General features: G+C 62.9%; 14 protein-coding genes and 1 pseudogene. 10 read left to right on the top strand and 5 right to left on the bottom strand.

Going from position 1 to position 16,379, the window contains the following annotated elements:
• Positions 1 to 19: 19 nt before the first annotated feature.
• Together rimK and NA637_RS13200 are read right to left on the bottom strand one after the other, a co-directional pair.
• Positions 20 to 925 carry a 30S ribosomal protein S6--L-glutamate ligase gene (gene rimK, locus NA637_RS13205; protein ID WP_256072713.1) on the bottom strand — a complete coding sequence of 302 codons (906 nt, stop codon included), beginning with the start codon at positions 923 to 925 and terminating at the stop codon, positions 20 to 22.
• Complete coding sequence (locus NA637_RS13200) at positions 922 to 1,389, bottom strand: ATP-dependent zinc protease (protein ID WP_256072712.1); 468 nt, start codon at positions 1,387 to 1,389, stop codon at positions 922 to 924. Before NA637_RS13200 ends, rimK begins: the two co-directional genes overlap by 4 nt.
• 101 nt (positions 1,390 to 1,490) lie before the next feature.
• Between NA637_RS13200 and NA637_RS13195 the strand changes: the two genes are divergently transcribed.
• From NA637_RS13195 to NA637_RS13185, 3 genes are all read left to right on the top strand, one after another.
• A complete protein-coding gene (locus NA637_RS13195; protein WP_256072711.1) occupies positions 1,491 to 1,886 on the top strand; it encodes an RNA-binding S4 domain-containing protein in 396 nt (131 codons plus the stop codon).
• 137 nt (positions 1,887 to 2,023) lie between these two features.
• Entirely contained in the window at positions 2,024 to 2,917 is an 894-nt protein-coding gene (hslO, locus tag NA637_RS13190) for an Hsp33 family molecular chaperone HslO (RefSeq protein WP_423836728.1), read from the top strand.
• A gap of 156 nt (positions 2,918 to 3,073) precedes the next feature.
• Positions 3,074 to 4,618 carry a phosphoenolpyruvate carboxykinase gene (locus NA637_RS13185; protein ID WP_256072709.1) on the top strand — a complete coding sequence of 515 codons (1,545 nt, stop codon included), beginning with the start codon at positions 3,074 to 3,076 and terminating at the stop codon, positions 4,616 to 4,618.
• A 207-nt stretch (positions 4,619 to 4,825) separates the two neighbouring features.
• Here NA637_RS13185 and NA637_RS13180 read toward each other — a convergent pair whose 3' ends face one another.
• Positions 4,826 to 5,074 carry a DUF2790 domain-containing protein gene (locus tag NA637_RS13180; RefSeq protein WP_256072708.1) on the bottom strand — a complete coding sequence of 83 codons (249 nt, stop codon included), beginning with the start codon at positions 5,072 to 5,074 and terminating at the stop codon, positions 4,826 to 4,828.
• A 313-nt stretch (positions 5,075 to 5,387) separates the two neighbouring features.
• On the opposite strand from NA637_RS13180, the gene NA637_RS13175 reads away from it, so the two are divergent.
• Complete coding sequence (locus NA637_RS13175) at positions 5,388 to 7,313, top strand: RecQ family ATP-dependent DNA helicase (protein ID WP_256072707.1); 1,926 nt, start codon at positions 5,388 to 5,390, stop codon at positions 7,311 to 7,313.
• Positions 7,314 to 7,377: 64 nt separating this feature from the next.
• On the opposite strand, the gene NA637_RS13170 is transcribed toward NA637_RS13175, so the two are convergent.
• Positions 7,378 to 9,399 (bottom strand): methyl-accepting chemotaxis protein, encoded by a 2,022-nt coding sequence (locus tag NA637_RS13170; RefSeq protein WP_256072705.1) that lies wholly within the window; start codon positions 9,397 to 9,399, stop codon positions 7,378 to 7,380.
• 363 nt (positions 9,400 to 9,762) lie between these two features.
• Here NA637_RS13170 and NA637_RS13165 point away from each other — a divergent pair.
• Positions 9,763 to 11,399: pseudogene (locus NA637_RS13165) on the top strand (methyl-accepting chemotaxis protein).
• Positions 11,400 to 11,426: 27 nt separating this feature from the next.
• Here NA637_RS13165 and NA637_RS13160 read toward each other — a convergent pair.
• Complete coding sequence (locus tag NA637_RS13160) at positions 11,427 to 11,621, bottom strand: hypothetical protein (RefSeq protein WP_256072703.1); 195 nt, start codon at positions 11,619 to 11,621, stop codon at positions 11,427 to 11,429.
• A 277-nt stretch (positions 11,622 to 11,898) separates the two neighbouring features.
• Here NA637_RS13160 and NA637_RS13155 point away from each other — a divergent pair, with 277 nt between their 5' ends.
• From NA637_RS13155 to NA637_RS13135, 5 genes are all read left to right on the top strand, one after another.
• Positions 11,899 to 12,816, top strand: a complete 918-nt coding sequence (locus NA637_RS13155; protein WP_256072701.1) for an aldo/keto reductase — start codon at positions 11,899 to 11,901, stop codon at positions 12,814 to 12,816.
• A gap of 34 nt (positions 12,817 to 12,850) precedes the next feature.
• Positions 12,851 to 14,146, top strand: coding sequence for an NTP/NDP exchange transporter (locus tag NA637_RS13150; protein WP_256072700.1), 1,296 nt, complete (start codon positions 12,851 to 12,853; stop codon positions 14,144 to 14,146).
• 67 nt (positions 14,147 to 14,213) lie between these two features.
• On the top strand, positions 14,214 to 14,795 hold the full coding sequence (locus NA637_RS13145) for an Sbal_3080 family lipoprotein (RefSeq protein ID WP_256072699.1): 582 nt from the start codon (positions 14,214 to 14,216) through the stop codon (positions 14,793 to 14,795).
• Positions 14,796 to 14,971: 176 nt separating this feature from the next.
• Positions 14,972 to 15,394, top strand: coding sequence for an HPF/RaiA family ribosome-associated protein (locus tag NA637_RS13140; RefSeq protein WP_045423360.1), 423 nt, complete (start codon positions 14,972 to 14,974; stop codon positions 15,392 to 15,394).
• Positions 15,395 to 15,526: 132 nt separating this feature from the next.
• Complete coding sequence (locus tag NA637_RS13135) at positions 15,527 to 16,090, top strand: fructose-2,6-bisphosphatase (RefSeq protein ID WP_256072698.1); 564 nt, start codon at positions 15,527 to 15,529, stop codon at positions 16,088 to 16,090.
• Positions 16,091 to 16,379 lie beyond the last annotated feature (289 nt).

The following is a 16,379-nucleotide window of genomic DNA, read 5'->3' as shown; positions in this document are numbered from 1 at the left end:
CCTCCAGCCTCCAGCCGTTTCAGCCCTTCCCCTTCGTCCGCGTCAGATGCGGGCCGGCGTTCTTTTCCAGGTACTGGATGATCAGCCCGGCGACGTCCTTGCCGGTGGTTTCCTCGATCCCGGCCAGACCTGGAGATGAGTTCACCTCCATCACCAGCGGGCCATGGTTGGAGCGCAGGATATCGACGCCCGCCACGCTCAGGCCCATCACCTTGGCCGCGCGGATCGCGGTCATGCGCTCCTCCGGGGTGATCTTGATCAGACTGGCGGTGCCGCCGCGGTGCAGATTGGAGCGGAATTCGCCAGGCTTGGCCTGACGCTTCATGGCGGCGATGACCTTGTCGCCGACCACGAAGCAGCGAATGTCCGCGCCGCCGGCTTCCTTGATGTATTCCTGCACCATGATGTCCTGCTTGAGGCCCATGAAGGCCTCGATCACCGACTCGGCGGCGGTGGCGGTTTCGCACATGACCACGCCGATGCCCTGGGTGCCTTCGAGCACCTTGATGACCAGGGGCGCGCCGTTGACCATCCGGATCAGATCGGCAATATCGTCTGGCGAGTGGGCAAAACCGGTCACCGGCAGGCCGATACCCCGGCGCGACAGCAACTGCAGCGAGCGCAGCTTGTCCCGCGAGCGCGCGATGGCCACCGATTCATTCAGCGGAAACACGCCCTGCATTTCGAACTGGCGCAGCACCGCGCAGCCATAAAAGGTAACCGAGGCGCCGATCCGCGGGATCACTGCATCGAAGCCTTCCAGTGGGCGGCCGCGATAATGAATCTGCGGTTTGTGGCTGGCGATGTTCATGTACGCGCGCAGGGTGTCGATGACGACCACCTCATGGCCACGTTGCTGGCCGGCCTCAACCAGACGGCGGGTCGAATACAGGCGTGGGTTGCGCGACAGCACGGCGATTTTCATGGGGCACCGGAAAGAGTGAGAGTCTGGGGTTTTTCCTGCACGTAGGTGCGGGCAGGGTCGACCAGCCATTTGCCGTCCATCAGGGCTTTTGACCCCAGCAGTAAGCGATAGCGCATGGTCTTGCGACAGGTAAGGGTGAATTCGACGGGCCACAGGTGGTCGCCCAGCGCCAATAGCGTGCGCACCACGTAGCGGGTCTGTACGTGTCCGTTGGAGCTTTTGATGATCTTGCGCGCCACCAGCGGCGCTTCGCAGCGGTGGCGACTCTGCACCAGCGTCCCCAGGTGGGCGGTAAAACGGACCCAGCGTTGGCCATTGCGCTTGAATTCGCTGATGTCGGTCGCATGTAAGGCGGAGGTGCTGGCGCCGGTATCGATCTTCGCGCGCAGGCCGACCACACCGAGCTCAGGCAAGGCGATCCATTCGCGCAAACCGATGATTGTTTGCAGGTCGGGACTGTTCAAAAGCGTATCCGGCAAATTTCCGCGCATTCTAGACAGGCTGCATGACAAGCGCATCTCCCTGTTCCAACCTATGACAACGAGACGCTAGGCAGAGTTGAACGATGAGTGAGAAAGACGACGGCAAAGTCCGTCTGGACAAATGGCTGTGGGCGGCACGTTTCTTCAAGACGCGCGCCTTGGCCAAAGCGGCCATCGAAGGCGGCAAGGTGCACTGCAAGGGCGAGCGTTGCAAGCCGAGCAAGGAACCCAAACTCGGGGAAGAATTGGTGATTCGGGCCGGCTTCGATGAGCGCACCGTGGTGATCAGGGCGTTGTCGGCGGTGCGCAAGGGCGCGCCAGAGGCTCAGCTACTGTATGAGGAGACCGCCGAAAGCCTGGCCCGCCGCGAACACGCCGCCGCCATGCGCAAGGCCGGCAGTCTGGGTGTGGAAACCGACGGCAAGCCGAGCAAGAAGCAACGCCGCGCGTTGCAGCGGTTTCACTCGGACGCCGGTTGAGTGCCGCTGGTTGGACGATCGCCACTTTCATCCTAGAATGCGGTCCCTTCTTCTAGGCGCCGCACCATCGCCGAGACGTGCCACGTCCCGCTATTTATTATGACGGCCCCGAACGCCCACCTGCTCTGGTCATGCCCATGCTCGATTCCGATTACACCCAACGCTTTCTCTTCGATGACACCGACGTTCGCGGCGAATGGGTCGGGCTCGAGCGCAGCTATGCGGAGGTCCTGGCCAAGCATGCGTATCCTGAACAGGTTGCGCAGTTGCTCGGCGAACTGCTCGCGGCGGCGGCGCTGTTGGTCGGCACGCTGAAATTCGATGGGTTGATGGTGTTGCAGGCACGCTCGTCCGGCGCGGTGCCGTTGTTGATGGTCGAGTGTTCCAGCAATCGAGAGGTGCGTGGTATCGCCCGCTATGACGAGGCGCTGCTGACCCCCGGCGCGACCCTTTCGGAACTGATGCCCGATGGCATTATGGCGATGACCATCGACCCGGCCAACGGGCAGCGTTATCAAGGCATTGTTGCGCTGGACGGCGTGACGCTTGCGGACAGCCTGTCGAATTACTTTGCGTCGTCCGAGCAATTGCCGACGCGCTTCTGGCTGGCCGCTGATGGCCGCCGTGCTTGCGGGATGTTGTTGCAGCAGCTGCCGGCTGATCGCATCCGTGACGGCGAAGAGCGCGAAGCCAGCTGGCAGCACCTGCGTACCCTGGCCGATACCCTGTCGACCGAAGAGTTGCTGGGGCTCGATACCCGGACCATCCTGCATCGTCTTTATCACGAAGAGCAGGTTCGGCTGTTCGAGCCGCGGCCGATCGTGTTCCGCTGCAGCTGCTCGCGCGAACGCTCGGCCAATGCAGTCATCAGTCTCGGCCAGCACGACGCCGAACTATTGCTGACGGAGCAGGGCGGGGCCATTACCATCGATTGCCAGTTCTGCAATCATAGCTACCGCTTCGACGCGGCCGACATCACCCAGCTTTTTGCTGGTGCGGGAACGGAAGGACCATCCGGCACGCGACATTGAGGGCTTCCCGGGCCTATGAACCTTTTCGCCATCACGCCCTCATACCCAGCGCAGCGTCATTTCTGTCATAATCGCGAGCACTTTTTTCGATGTAGTTCACCGTCCGGTGGGCTACAACAGCATGGAGGAATCGGCCCAGGGCCGACGGGAACACTCATGACGCAAGCCACCAACGCCGTGTACACCGACATCAGCACCGCTCAACTGATTGAAGAAGCCGTCAAGCGCGGAGAGGGCGAACTGTCCGCCAATGGCTCTCTGGTGGTGAAGACCGGGCACCGCACGGGTCGTTCTCCGGCTGACCGCTTCATCGTCGAAGAGCCCAGCACCCAGCACAAGATTGCCTGGGGCCCGATCAACCGTCCGTTCCCGGCTGGCAACTTCGAAGCGCTGTGGAATCGTGTCGAAGCCTACATCGCCGAGCGTGACAGCTTTGTTTCCCACGTCCATGTTGGCGCCGATCCCGAGCACTACCTGCCGGTCAAGATGACCACCGAGACCGCCTGGCACAACCTGTTCGGCCGTTGCCTGTTCATCACCCCCGAGCAGTTCAATCAGGCGAGCCTGAGCGAGTGGTGCATTCTCAACGCACCGTTCTTCCAGTGTGTCCCCGAGCGTGACGGCAGCAATTCCGATGGCTGCGTGATCATCAACTTCGCCGAGAAAAAGGTGCTGATCGCCGGCATGCAGTACGCCGGTGAAATGAAGAAAGCCATGTTCTCCGTGCAGAACTTCCTGCTGCCGGACGTCGACGTGCTGCCGATGCACTGCGCCGCCAACATCGGCGAAGACGGCGACACCACCCTGTTCTTCGGTCTGTCCGGCACCGGCAAGACTACCCTGTCGGCCGACGAGAGCCGCTACCTGATCGGCGATGACGAGCACGGCTGGGGCGTTGGCCGCGTGTTCAACATCGAGGGTGGTTGCTACGCCAAGTGCATCGACCTGTCCGAGAAGAACGAGCCGGTGATCTGGAAGGCTATCAAGTTCGGCGCCGTGCTGGAGAACGTGGTGCTCGACGAGCGCACCCGTCTGCCCGACTACGCCGACGCCAGCCTGACCCAGAACAGCCGCGCCGCGTACCCGCTGCAGCACGTCGAGAAGCGCTCCGAGAAGAACCTCGGCGGTGAGCCGAACGCGGTGATCTTCCTGACCTGCGACCTGACCGGCGTACTGCCGCCCGTGTCGATCCTGAACAACGAGCAGGCTGCCTACCACTTCCTGTCCGGCTACACCGCGCTGGTCGGTTCCACCGAAATGGGTTCGGGCAGCGGCATCAAGTCGACCTTCTCCACCTGCTTCGGCGCGCCGTTCTTCCCGCGTCCGGCTGGCGAGTACGCCGAGTTGCTGATCAAGCGTATCAACGGCTTTGGCTCCAAGGTCTACCTGGTCAACACCGGCTGGACCGGTGGTGGCTACGGCGTCGGCAAGCGCTTCAACATCCCGACCACCCGTGCGGTGATCGCTGCGATCCAGAGCGGCGCGCTGATCGGTGCCGAGACCGAGCACCTGCCGACCATCAACCTGGACGTGCCGAAGGCCGTCGCCGGCGTCGACACCCAGCTGCTGAACCCGCGCAACACCTGGGCCGACAAGAGCGCCTACGATCAGGCTGCAAAGGAACTGGCGGCGAAGTTCATCGAGAATTTCAAGAAGTTCGACGTCTCCGATACCATCAAGGCCGCTGGCCCGCAGCTCTAAGCTGTAGCGCCAAGCCATGGGAAAAGCCGCCTTCGGGCGGCTGGGCAAGCGAGCTGCCGATCCTGGCCGCGTGTCGGCAAGCTGCCGTTTGAAGAGGTGGTCATCCGCGATCGTTTCTGATCGTCTCGGACAAGCTTGCGCCGGTTGCGAAGGTTGCCGATCGTCCTGAAGGCGGATCGGCGTCTGCCAGTCCGGAACTGTAGCGGGTCAGTTCTGGTTCTTGCAGCTGTCGGCAAGCGCTCGGTAGGCGAGCCTATGGACTTCCCCGGTAGAATCCCGATAGGTCATCACCGCGTCTGTCACCTCGCAATAGGGTGTCGGCTCGATCCTGATGGACACCACCGCGGCAATATCGAGTCGGGTGCCGTAGGTGTAAGGTTCGGGTTCGCCGCTGTTGGCATGGGCAAGCGAGGCGGCCGAGAGGAGTAGGGCAGCAGTAGCAAGGGTAACGCGCATGGCAGGAAATCCTCTATCTGGTTCGTAGGTCCGTTCCTGTTCGCGGGCGGGATCACCTGATCCGGCGGCGCTTGTGCTTGTTCTTCAGGAGCCCCGCTATCGTAAATTTGCTAGCTTGCTAACGATAATTGCCGATTTCAATCCAGCCGATTGAGCGAAATGGCTGGTTGCGTCCTTCGCGCCAGCGTCTCGACCCGCCTCGCCAGTGCGCATGCGGGTTTTCCAGACGGCCGGCGCCTCAGGCGGGCCGAGGTGCAGTACCGTCTCCCTCCTTTTGCTACCATCCGGCCTCCAGTCAAAGGAGTGGCTCAGCATGATCGAACAGACGCTCAGGCAGACATTCGGCTACGACGGCTTCCGTCCCGGCCAGGAGCAGGCCATTCGCGCGGTGGTGGCCGGGCGCTCGGCGGCCGCTATCTTTCCCACCGGCTCGGGCAAATCCCTGTGCTACCAGCTGCCGGCGCTGCTGTTGCCGCAGCTCACCCTGGTGGTCTCACCCTTGCTGGCGCTGATGCAGGACCAGCTGGCGTTCCTCCACCGGCATGGCATTGCCGCCGGCAGCATCGACTCGGCGCAGAGCCGCGAGCAGGCCAGCGAGACCATGGCGCGGGCCAAGTCCGGTGAATTGAAGATCCTGATGATCTCGGTGGAGCGGTTGAAGAACGAGCGTTTCCGCAACTTCATCAGCCAGGTGCCGATCTCGCTGCTGGTGGTGGACGAGGCGCACTGCATCTCCGAATGGGGGCACAATTTCCGTCCGGATTACCTCAAGCTGCCCGACTACCAGCGTCAGTTCAACATTCCCCAGGTGCTGCTGCTGACTGCCACCGCGACGCCGCCGGTGATCGCCGATATGCAGGCCAAATTCTCGATTGCCGCGGACGACGTGGTAACCACCGGTTTCTACCGGCCCAACCTCAACCTGCTGGTGGAACCGGTCAGTGGCTTCAACAAGCAGCGCCGGCTGGTGGAATGGCTGTCAGACAGGGCGGGGCAGCCCACCATTGTCTATGTCACCCAGCAGAAGACCGCCGAGCAGGTCGCCGAGCACCTGGCGCAGCGGGGCTTTCCGGCCAGTGCTTATCACGCCGGTATGGCTCATGAGCTGCGTGAATCGATCCAGCGCCGTTTCATGGCGGGCGAACTGAACTGCATCGTTGCCACCATCGCTTTCGGCATGGGCATCGACAAATCCGACATCCGCAACGTGGTGCACTACGACCTGCCCAAGTCGGTGGAGAACTACAGCCAGGAGATCGGTCGCGCCGGGCGCGACGGTCAGCCGTCCGACTGCCTGGTGCTGGCCAATCGCGACAGCCTCAGCGTGCTGCAGAACTTCGTCTATGGCGACACGCCGGAGCGCGAGGGCATCCGCTGCGTGCTCGACGAGCTGCTGCAGGCCGGCGCCGGCGGGCAGTGGGAACTGATGCTCAACCGGCTGTCGGACCAGAGCAACATCCGTCAGCTGCCGCTGAAAACCCTGCTGGTGCAACTGGAGCTGCGCGGCATCATCGCGCCACGCTTCGCCTATTTCGCCGAGTACCGCTTCAAGTACCTGCTCGAACCTGAAGCCCTTGTGGCGAAGTTCGGCGGCGAGCGGCGCCAGTTCGTCGAGGCCATCGTGCACAGCTCGGCGCGGGCACGGACCTGGTGCAGGCTGGATTTCGACGCACTCTATCAGCAGCACGGCGCCGACCGCGCGCGGGTGGTCAAGGCGCTGGAGTATTTCCAAGAGAAGGGCTGGATCGAGCTGGAGAGCAAGCAGATGACCGAGGTCTATGCGCTGCTCGACACGCGCTTCGATGCCGAAGCGCTGAGCGGCGAGCTGCACGCCTATTTCAAGCAGCACGAAGCCAGCGAAATCACCCGCATCGACAACATGCTGGCGCTGTTCGAATCCGTCGAATGCCTGAGCCAGCGGCTGGCCGCCTATTTCGGTGATCGCCAGGCTCCGCAGCGCTGCGGGCATTGCTCGGTCTGTCACGGGCAGGTCGCGAAACTGCCGGAACCGCCGGCACTGGCGCCACTGGATCAAATGGACCTGGCCGCCCGCTGCGCCGAATTCAGTCAGCGCTACAGGCAGCTCAAGGGCAACGCACCCAGCGCCGAGTGCCTGACGCGCTTTCTCTGCGGCATCAGCGTGCCGGTGTTCACCAAGCTCAAGGCGCGCCAGCTCCCCGGTTTCGCCTCGCTGGAGGCCTACCCCTACGCCGAGGTTCGCGCACGCCTGACGCGTTAGGGTCTGTTGACGTTTCGTTCGCTCGCGACAAACGTCAACAGACCCTGGCCATTGGCGAAGCGCCTCAGCGCGCGGTCAGGCCGATCAGTCGGTCGGCGACACCCTTGGTCTGGCGCGAGGTGCCGGTGGTGAGGTTGCTCGAATTTTCCAGCGCATCGAGCAGTCCGGTCAGCGAGCCGACACCGGCAGACTGGGTCTCGATGTGTTGCGCCACCCCCCGAATCTCGCTGGCCAGGCGGTCGATATCGGTGCCGATCTCCTCGGCGTTCTTGCCGGTGATCTCGGCCAGCTTGCGCACCTCGTCCGCCACCACCGCAAAGCCGCGGCCCATGTCGCCGGCGCGCGCGGCCTCGATTGCAGCATTGAGCGCCAGCAGGTTGGTCTGCCCGGCGATCTGCTGAATGGTCTGCACCACCGACTGGATGCGCTGGCTCGACTGCGCCAGATCGCGGGCACTGCTGACCACCTCGTCGGCCTGATGAACCATCTGCTTGACCGAGCTGCCGGCCTGCTCGATGACGGTGCCCTGCTGGTTGATGTTCAGCGTCAGGTCGTCCATCGAGCCGTGCAGCTCGTTGGCGCACTGGCTCAGCTGTTCGGACATGGACTGCCGTTCATGGTCGGCCTGGGACAGCACCTGCCCAAGGTCGGCCAGGCCGCGGAACACCGGGCGGATGTGTTCGTCGAGACCATTGATGTCCACCGCGCTGCTGTAGTCCTGGCGCTTGAACTGCTCGATCTGCTTGACCACCACCTGGCTGAGGCCGGTCAGCTTCTTGATCTGCCGGCGCAGGAAGAACGCCTTGCACTCGCCGTGGTAGGCGATGAAGTTGTCGGTGTATTCGTCGTGGAACTCATCCTTGCCGTTGGTGCGGAAGAAGAACACCGCGGTCAGGGTCTGGTTGAGATTGAGGCCGAGAATCTCGCCGAAGGTCGAGTAGCCGACCACTGGCACGTCATCGAATACCGGGTCCATGCCGCCCAGTGCCTGCTCGTTGTTCAGTCGGCGCAGGATGCAGTCGTTGAGGATGCCCACCAGCGGCTTGCCGGGCTTGTTGCGCATGAACTGTTGATAGTCGCGGCGGGTGGTCTCGGCCAGCGGGGTGCGCTTGACCATGATCAGCTCTTCGCCGGGGGCGACGTCGCAGAACAGGTGCACGCGCTCGTTGGCGAAGTCGATCTGCGAGATCGAGCGGACGAACACTTCCTGGCCGACGCGGATGGCGAACGAGTAGTCGGCCAGCCGCTGCTCCAGCTCCTGTGGCGCACACTTGAGCGCCTCGCACAGCGCCTGGACCATGGTGCGGATGTTGCCGCGTGAGTCGACCACCTGGCTGATGTAACGGTCCTCCAGGGAGGCACTGAGCACGTTCAGGCTCAGCGGCGTCGGCTCGAAATTCTGGCTCTTGAACACACCAAAGCGCACGTCCCGTGCGCACTTGAGGAAGACGATCAGCGCATGGTTCTGGTAGCTGCGCTTGCCGTCATGCAGCTGGGTTTTCTGGAAATCCAGCTTGCCGCCGGCTGAGCCGCCGACGAACAGGCAGGGGAAACGACCGGATTCGTACAGCGCCTCCATGAAGAAGGATTCAGACGCGCAGAGACCATCGAAGAAGATGTTTGCCAGGGTGTCGCGGTAATCGATCTTCATCGACACCTGCACACGTTTGATCGACGCCGTGAGGCGCGCGATGCGTTCGCCCATCGACAGCCGCTGACCCTGGCTGCGGATGTCCTCGCACTCCAGTGGCACGCGGACCATCTCGGCGGCGGCGATGACGCTGGCGTCGAACAGCTGCAACACCGCCCGATCCCACTGCGCGCCGGTCGCACAGTAAAGCCGCTGGCCCTCGCTGGACAGCTCGCCCGCCGTGGTACACAGGCTGATCGTTGCGCTTGGAAAGCGCTGCGATACCTGCCGAGCCACTTCATCGAGATTTACATGCGGCGAGACGAAGCCGGCAATGTAGGTAGGGTTGAAGCGCAGGGCGGCGAGCTGCTGTGAGAGTTGCTGAGCCGAGCAGAGCAGGCTCGCCGTGCCGGTGGATTGCGTATGGCCTGGCTTGAATCGGGAGAGCGAAATCATGGGCGTTACTCGCGCTTGAGGATAGGAAGCGGGAAACTCGGCCGCTCCCGCACTGATCAGCCGTGGATCAGAGGCTACTTTTTTGTTATCGGCGCCCAGGCCGCGAGCTGTATGCCCGTTCGGCGCCGTCACCGTCAGCCACGTTATCGGCCGCCGGGTCGAAGATCGCCATGAAACCATAGTCTTCATCCGAAAGTACCGGTGGGTGCCGGTGGCACGCCTCCGGTAATGCCGGGCCGTCTGTCCCGCGGGTTGACCTGGCTCAACGGAGCGTTGCGGTTGCTGTGCAACGGTCGACGGGTAACCTGTTGCCGCAGCCATTGCGGCCGATAGCCATGGACAAGCCCGCCAAGGAGCACTGTCATGCCCCGCCTTTTCGTCGATCTCGGATTCCGCTGGAAACTCACCCTACCCATCGCGGCGCTCGCCATCCTGCTGGTGCTAATGGGTGTCTTTGGCATACGCGGCATCGAGCGCGTCGCCGATTCCAGCGAGCGGCTCGCGTCGCGGCATCTGCCGGCCATCAGCCTGCTGCTCAATGCCGACCGCGACCTCTACCAGGCCTTCGTCGCCGAACGGAGCCTGCTCGACAGCGATGCCGGGGATCACGTCGAGGCGCTCAAGGCCAGCCACGCGGAGAATCTGCAGCAGGCCTACGACCGTGTGCAGAAATACGCGGCCATGCAGCCGGGACCTGAGGGCATGGCGCTGGTCGAGCAATTCAACCGCGGGTTCGCCCAATGGTCGGCGGTGTCGCAGCGCGTCGTCGAACAGCTCGACCTCGACCCGCAGGCGGCCAGCACGCTGAGCTTCGGCGACAGCGAGGCACGCTTCGACAGCATGCGCGACGCCATCGATCAGCTCGGCAACCTTGAGGACGAGGCCGCCCAATCGATCGGCGCGGCGGCGATTGCCGAGGGCGCTAGCACCGAGGCGCAACAGGGCACCCTGCTGGTGATCGGCTTGCTGGGCTGTGTGCTGCTGGTGCTCGGTCTGCCACTGGTGGTGCTCAAGCCGCTGCGCCGATTGCTCGATCGCGTTCAGCAGATCGCCGAGGGCGATGGTGATCTGCGTGCGCGCCTGGATGTTCGCTCGGCTGACGAGCTGGGCCAGCTTGGCAATGCGTTCAATCGTTTTCTCGACAAGCTGCAGCCTTTGATCGCTGAAGTCGGTCGGGTGACCGCAGAAGTCGATTCGGCTGCACGTGACATGGCGCGGATGGCGGCGACCAATGATCAATTGATCAACAGCGAGCACGCCGCCGTGGATCAGGTCAGCACGGCTGCCACGGAAATGAGCGCTGCGGTACACGAGGTCGCGCTGAATGCGCAAAACGCCTCGGATGCGGCACGCGATGCGCAACAACAATCAAGCCAGGGCGCTGCCGTGGTCAGCAGTACCGTGCAGTCGATCCGTCAGCTGGCTCAGGAAGTGGAAAGCACCTCGCAGACCATCGAGGCACTGGCTGAAGAGACCGCCAGCATCGGTGCCGTGCTTGAAGTGATCCGCGGTATTGCCGAGCAGACCAACCTGCTGGCGCTGAATGCCGCCATCGAGGCCGCCCGTGCCGGCGAGCAGGGTCGTGGTTTTGCCGTGGTGGCGGACGAGGTGCGAGCGTTGGCGGGCCGTACTCAGGACTCGACTAAGGACATTCAGCTACGCATCGAGCGGTTGCAGGGGGGGGCGTCGCCAAGGCCGTGCAGGCGATGCATGCCGGCAGTAGCAAGGCGCGCGACAGCGTAGAGCGGGCTGCTGGGGTCGATCAGGTGCTGGCGGATACGACGCAGTCGGTTCAGCGCATCAATGACATGGCGGCGCAGATTGCCACGGCCTGTGAGGAGCAGAGCAGCGTCACCGAGGAGATTGCCCGCAACAACAGCGATATCGGAGATCTATCCGATGATGCGGCGGCCAATTCAGCGAAAAGCATGCAGGCCAGTCAGCAATTGTCGGGGCTGTCTCAGCGTCTGGCTGCCCTGGTGGGCCGTTTCCAGGTCTGAGCCCTCCTGCGCTTACGTGGCGCTCGGCTAGCCGGAGCCGCGTGCGCCCCAGAGCAGCTTGCCCAGCCCGGCGTCGTCCGGTAACAGCAACAGGCTGAGCAGAAACACCAGCAGCAGCCCCAGGGCATAGGCCAGGCTGATCAGGCGCTGTCTTCTGCGGCGCTGTTTCAGCGGCGCCGGCCTGGTAGGTTGCCCGCTGGGGCGTGAAGGGGTTGGGCGCATCGTTCTCTCGATAGGAAGCAAGCCGCAGCTTATGGGTCGAGCTGAGCCGGCACCTGCCAGTTTGGCGCGGCGAAGTAGAATTGAAATGATATCATAATGCCATTAATGCGCAGCCGAGCCTATGGGCTGCCTGTCCTTGCAGGCTGTGAACCTTGGGCGGGCTGCTCTCACTGCGCTGTCACATACAGAAAAGCTCTTGTCATCGGATCTGCCGGTGCGTCGTGCGGCATCGACCATACTCAACGTCGCCGCCACCACCTCATACGGAGACCCGCTCATGCAGACTCGCCGTCAGCTGCTCCATCGTTCCGCCCTGTTAGCCACCGTTGCCACCCTCGGGCCGCTGCTGCCATTGCTGGGAAGAGCCGCCGAAGCGTTGCGAGTGCGGCCGATCCCTGCCTCCGGCGAATTGCTTCCGGTGATCGGGCTGGGCACATCGCGTACACATGACATCCGCGTTGACGATCCTGACATGCAGGCCTTGCTGGATGTGCTGCAGGTCTTTGTCGAAGGCGGCGCAAAGGTGATCGACACCGCGCCGAGCTACGGCAATGCCGATCGCGTGGTGGGCGAGCTGATCCAGCGTCGTGACGTACGTGATCAGGTTTTCCTCGCCACCAAGGTCTCCGCCACTGGCCGTGAGCGTGGCCTGGCACAAATCGAGAAGAGTTTCGAGACGCTGCAGACCGACATGATCGACCTGATTCAAGTGCACAACCTGCAGGACACGCGCACCCAACTGGGCCTGCTGCGCGAGCTCAAGGAGCAGGGGCGCATCCGCTACATCGGCGTGACGCACTATGTCGAATCCGCCCATGATCGGTTGCTCGAGGTGCTCAAGCAGGAGCCGGTCGACTTCGTTCAGTTCAACTATTCGGTCGGCGAGCGCAACGCCGAAAAGCGGTTGCTGCCGTATTGCGCTGATCACGGCATTGCCACACTGATCAATCGGCCTTTTACCCGCGGCAACCTGCTCTCGCGGGTCAAGGGCAAACCACTGCCGACCTGGGCGTCGGATGTCGATGCCAGTTCATGGGCACAGCTGTTGCTCAAGTTCATTCTCGCCGAGCCGGCGGTGACCACGGTGATTCCCGCCACCTCCAATCCGCGTTACATGGCCGACAATATCATGGCCGGGCAGGGCCGGTTACCGGACGCGCACCAGCGAGCAATGATCGTCGAAGCCTTTCAATGAAGACGGTTGGAGAGGCTTCAGCGGAGGCCGGTTAATGAAGCCGCTCGCTGCGCGCGCAGCAGTTACGATCAATGCCCGTCCCGGTGAGCTGGGTGCGGCACTGGCTGGGTTCGGCCTGTTCTTCTGCCTGTTCTCCGGCTACTTCATGCTGCGACCGATTCGTGAGTCCATGGGGATCCAGGGGGGCGTCGACAACCTGCAATGGCTGTTCACCGCGACTTTTTTTGCCATGCTGTTGGCCGTGCCGCTGTTCGCCTGGCTCAACTCGCGGGTGGCGCGCATCCATTACATCGACTGGGTGTACGGCTTCTTCTGCAGCAACCTGGTGCTGTTCGCCATGCTGTTCTTCGTGCTCGGCGACAGCGTCTGGCTGGCACGGGTGTTCTACGTGTGGATCTCGGTCTACAACCTGTTCGTGGTGTCGGTGGCCTGGAGCCTGATGGCCGATGTGTTCGACGCGCCTCAGGCGCGCCGGCTGTTCGCCTTCATTGCTGCCGGTGCGAGCGTCGGTGGGCTGTTGGGGCCGGCCATGAGCGCCTTGCTGGTCGAGGCGCTCGGGCAGTTCGGCCTGATGCTGTTGGTGGCGCTGTTGCTGGCCGTGGCGGTGGCGATCAAGCACTACCTGATGGCCTGGCGTGCGCTGCGGGGTGCAGGCCGCCCCGGTGCCGAACACGCCGAAAGTCCAAAACGGCCGGTGGCGGGCAATCCGTTCAGTGGTCTGACCAGGGTGCTGGGTTCGGGCTACCTGCTGGGCATTGCCGCCTTCGTCCTGCTGCTGACCACCGCCAGCACTTTCCTCTATTTCGAGCAGGCGCGGTTGGTAGCCGAGCTGTTTCCCGACCGCGCCGAGCAGGTGCGAGTCTTCGGTGCAATCGACTTCGTGGTGCAGGCTGGCGCGTTGCTGTCGCAGCTGTTCATTACCGGGCGCATCGCCCAGCGTCTGGGGGTCAGAGTGCTGCTCACCGCGGTACCGGCGCTGGTCTGCCTGGGTTTCATCGGTCTGGCGCTGGCGCCGGGCTTTGCTGTGCTGGCGGCGGTGATGATCGTGCGCCGCGTCGGCGAATATGCCTTTGTCCGCCCGGGTCGCGAGATGCTTTTCGCACCGCTGGATGCCGAGAGCAAATACAAGGCGAAGAATTTCATCGATACGGTGGTCTATCGCGGTGGCGATGCGCTGAGCGGCTGGGCCAAAGCCCTGCTCGACAGCCTCGGCCACGGCGTCTGGCTGGTTGCCCTGGTCGGCGCGGTGAGTGCGGCGGTATGGGGCGCGGTGGGTTGGTTCCTCGGGGCTCGCGCCGATCAGGCCAGCCGGTCTTCGGAGGGCCGCTAGGCGAAGTATGTGGATCCGCCGAATTACTGGCAAAATGCCGGCAATCTCACCCGGACAGGATGTCACCATGCGCGCCAAACCACTGTTTCTGCTTTTCGCCTCCTTTGCCATCACTGGCTGCAGCATCAAGCAAACGGTCACCCCAGCCAGTCTGTCCGCTGAACTGTCGCCGGAAATCTGCACCATTCCTGCGCCTGGCTTGCGCGCAGGCTTCAACACCACATACCAGCAGCTGCTTCGGGACAAGGGGTTCAGAACCCGTCAGCTGTCACCCGGGAGTAGCCCGGCTCGCTGCCCTCTCAGCACGACCTATACCGGTACATGGCGATGGGATCTGCTGCTGTACATGAACCACGCCGACATCCGGGTCTACGAGAAGGGCCGCCAGGTAGGGCAGGCCGAGTACGACGCACGCTGGGGAGGTGGTCGTCCCGACAAGTTCATCAGTGCAGAAAACAAGATCGCCGAACTGACTGATCAACTGTTCCCACATGGGGCGAGCGGCCTGGGTACGGTCGCTCCGCAGCCCGCTGTAACCGCGCCGTTGAGCAAGGAGGCTTATCGTCAGGACCAGCTGCAGCGGCTGCAGGGCGAAGGGTTGCCCTACGAAGACTATCAGCGGCGCTATCGCCAACTGATGCAGGACTAGCGTCTGATGCCCCGTCGGTGCGAGGCGGTGCCCCCTGCGGGCGCGCCGCTTCACTGACCTGCGTCAGGCGAGGCCAGTCAACGTCTGGCGACAATTCATACAGACAAAGCCGCTGAACCTCGGCGGTACAGACGCCTCGAACCCTAGTAGGTACGTCATCAATCAGGAGTAGTCGTATGCATGTCCAAGTCAACAGCCACCACATCCCCGGCAGCGTCGAGCTGCATGAATGGGTCGGTTCGACCGTAGAGGAGCGGCTGGAGCGCTTCGACGATTTCCTCACTCGCATCGAAGTGCACGTCAGCGACGAGAATGCGCAAAAGGCTGGCGCTGATGACAAGCGCTGCCAGATTGAAGCGCGCCCTAAGGGCCATCAGGCCGTGTCGGTCACCCACAAAGCCGAGTCGTTGCAGCTTGCGGTCGATGGGGCTGTCGAGAAGATGCGTCATGCGCTTGAACACCTGATGGGCAAACTGGATACCAAGGTGCTCTCAGGTGGTGAGATCAATGATCCGCTGCTTGATGAACAACCGCAGGCAGTCAAGGACGCGATGCTCGAAGAAGATTTCCTGGAAAAACAGGAAGCCCTCGATAAGTAAGGCGTCCGGCCCTGGTCTTCTGCCAGGGCCTTCCAACCCGTATCCGCATCGGTCCCGTTATCTTTTGAACAGCCCGGAACCGGCTTTGCCGTTACGTTTCGAATAAGTATCGTCCCGTCTGGTAGCACCGTCATGCAGATCATCCTGGTGCGTCATGGGCGGCCTGACCACAGTGCCGACCCGTGGAGCACGCCGGCCGGCATGAAGGATTGGGTCGAGCGTTACAACGCCGCCAGTGTCGTCGCCAGTGAGCGGCCCGAATCCCTGCGGCGACTGGCCGATGCGGCCGGCACCGTGGTTTGCAGCCCGCTGATGCGCTGCGTGGAGTCGCGCGAGCACCTGAACTGCCAATGCCTGCACCCGCCCGATCCGTTGTTCGCCGAGGCGCACCTGCCTTATCCCGGCTGGACGTATCCGTTGATGCCCTCGGGTGTCTGGCGTATCACCTTTCGGACAGCCTGGTTTCTGGGTTTCGCGCGCCACACCGAACCGGTCAGCGAATCAAAGCGACGGGCCAGTGCGGCTGCAGACAAGCTCATCGAACTGGCAGAAACCCATGGCAGCGTGTTGTTGATGGGGCACAAGATCATGAACGCGCTGATCGCCACGCAACTGCGACGCCGCGGCTGGCATGGACCGCCGCTACCCCTGCTGTCGGGCTACTGGCATCCGAGTCGATACCGGAAACCGGCCTAGAGCTGGCAAAACCGAGAGCCGATAGACGTAATACTGGCACAACGCAGGATTATAGAACGGTTCTCGAAGCGACCCGTTGCGTACAGCCAGACTCCTGCTAGGTCAGCGTGCTGATCGACGCGTTACGCCGATGGTGAGCTGCTAATTTGCGTGTCTAGCATTGATTACGATTACCGACGCATGTCCTGGTCCGATCGGGCGGTCCCGCAGCGGCTTCGGTGTCTGGCCGCTTATGCACCAATAGCGAAAGATCTACAATAACCTACGCAGATCACCGCTTCAGCTTCGG

It is taken from the genome of Stutzerimonas stutzeri, assembly GCF_024448935.1.
Lineage (GTDB): Bacteria > Pseudomonadota > Gammaproteobacteria > Pseudomonadales > Pseudomonadaceae > Stutzerimonas > Stutzerimonas stutzeri_AO.
The sequence above is the reverse complement of the archived record's forward strand: the minus strand, read 5'-3'. Positions and strand labels throughout refer to the sequence as shown.

What these genes read in the sequence shown, in the direction of transcription:
- rimK (WP_256072713.1), bottom strand. Translation starts at nt 925, where the DNA reads ATGAAAATCGCCGTGCTGTCGCGCAACCCACGCCTGTATTCGACCCGC.
- NA637_RS13195 (WP_256072711.1), top strand. Translation starts at nt 1,491, where the DNA reads ATGAGTGAGAAAGACGACGGCAAAGTCCGTCTGGACAAATGGCTGTGG.
- hslO (WP_423836728.1), top strand. Translation starts at nt 2,024, where the DNA reads ATGCTCGATTCCGATTACACCCAACGCTTTCTCTTCGATGACACCGAC.
- NA637_RS13185 (WP_256072709.1), top strand. Translation starts at nt 3,074, where the DNA reads ATGACGCAAGCCACCAACGCCGTGTACACCGACATCAGCACCGCTCAA.
- NA637_RS13180 (WP_256072708.1), bottom strand. Translation starts at nt 5,074, where the DNA reads ATGCGCGTTACCCTTGCTACTGCTGCCCTACTCCTCTCGGCCGCCTCG.
- NA637_RS13175 (WP_256072707.1), top strand. Translation starts at nt 5,388, where the DNA reads ATGATCGAACAGACGCTCAGGCAGACATTCGGCTACGACGGCTTCCGT.
- NA637_RS13170 (WP_256072705.1), bottom strand. Translation starts at nt 9,399, where the DNA reads ATGATTTCGCTCTCCCGATTCAAGCCAGGCCATACGCAATCCACCGGC.
- NA637_RS13160 (WP_256072703.1), bottom strand. Translation starts at nt 11,621, where the DNA reads ATGCGCCCAACCCCTTCACGCCCCAGCGGGCAACCTACCAGGCCGGCG.
- NA637_RS13155 (WP_256072701.1), top strand. Translation starts at nt 11,899, where the DNA reads ATGCAGACTCGCCGTCAGCTGCTCCATCGTTCCGCCCTGTTAGCCACC.
- NA637_RS13150 (WP_256072700.1), top strand. Translation starts at nt 12,851, where the DNA reads ATGAAGCCGCTCGCTGCGCGCGCAGCAGTTACGATCAATGCCCGTCCC.
- NA637_RS13145 (WP_256072699.1), top strand. Translation starts at nt 14,214, where the DNA reads ATGCGCGCCAAACCACTGTTTCTGCTTTTCGCCTCCTTTGCCATCACT.
- NA637_RS13140 (WP_045423360.1), top strand. Translation starts at nt 14,972, where the DNA reads ATGCATGTCCAAGTCAACAGCCACCACATCCCCGGCAGCGTCGAGCTG.
- NA637_RS13135 (WP_256072698.1), top strand. Translation starts at nt 15,527, where the DNA reads ATGCAGATCATCCTGGTGCGTCATGGGCGGCCTGACCACAGTGCCGAC.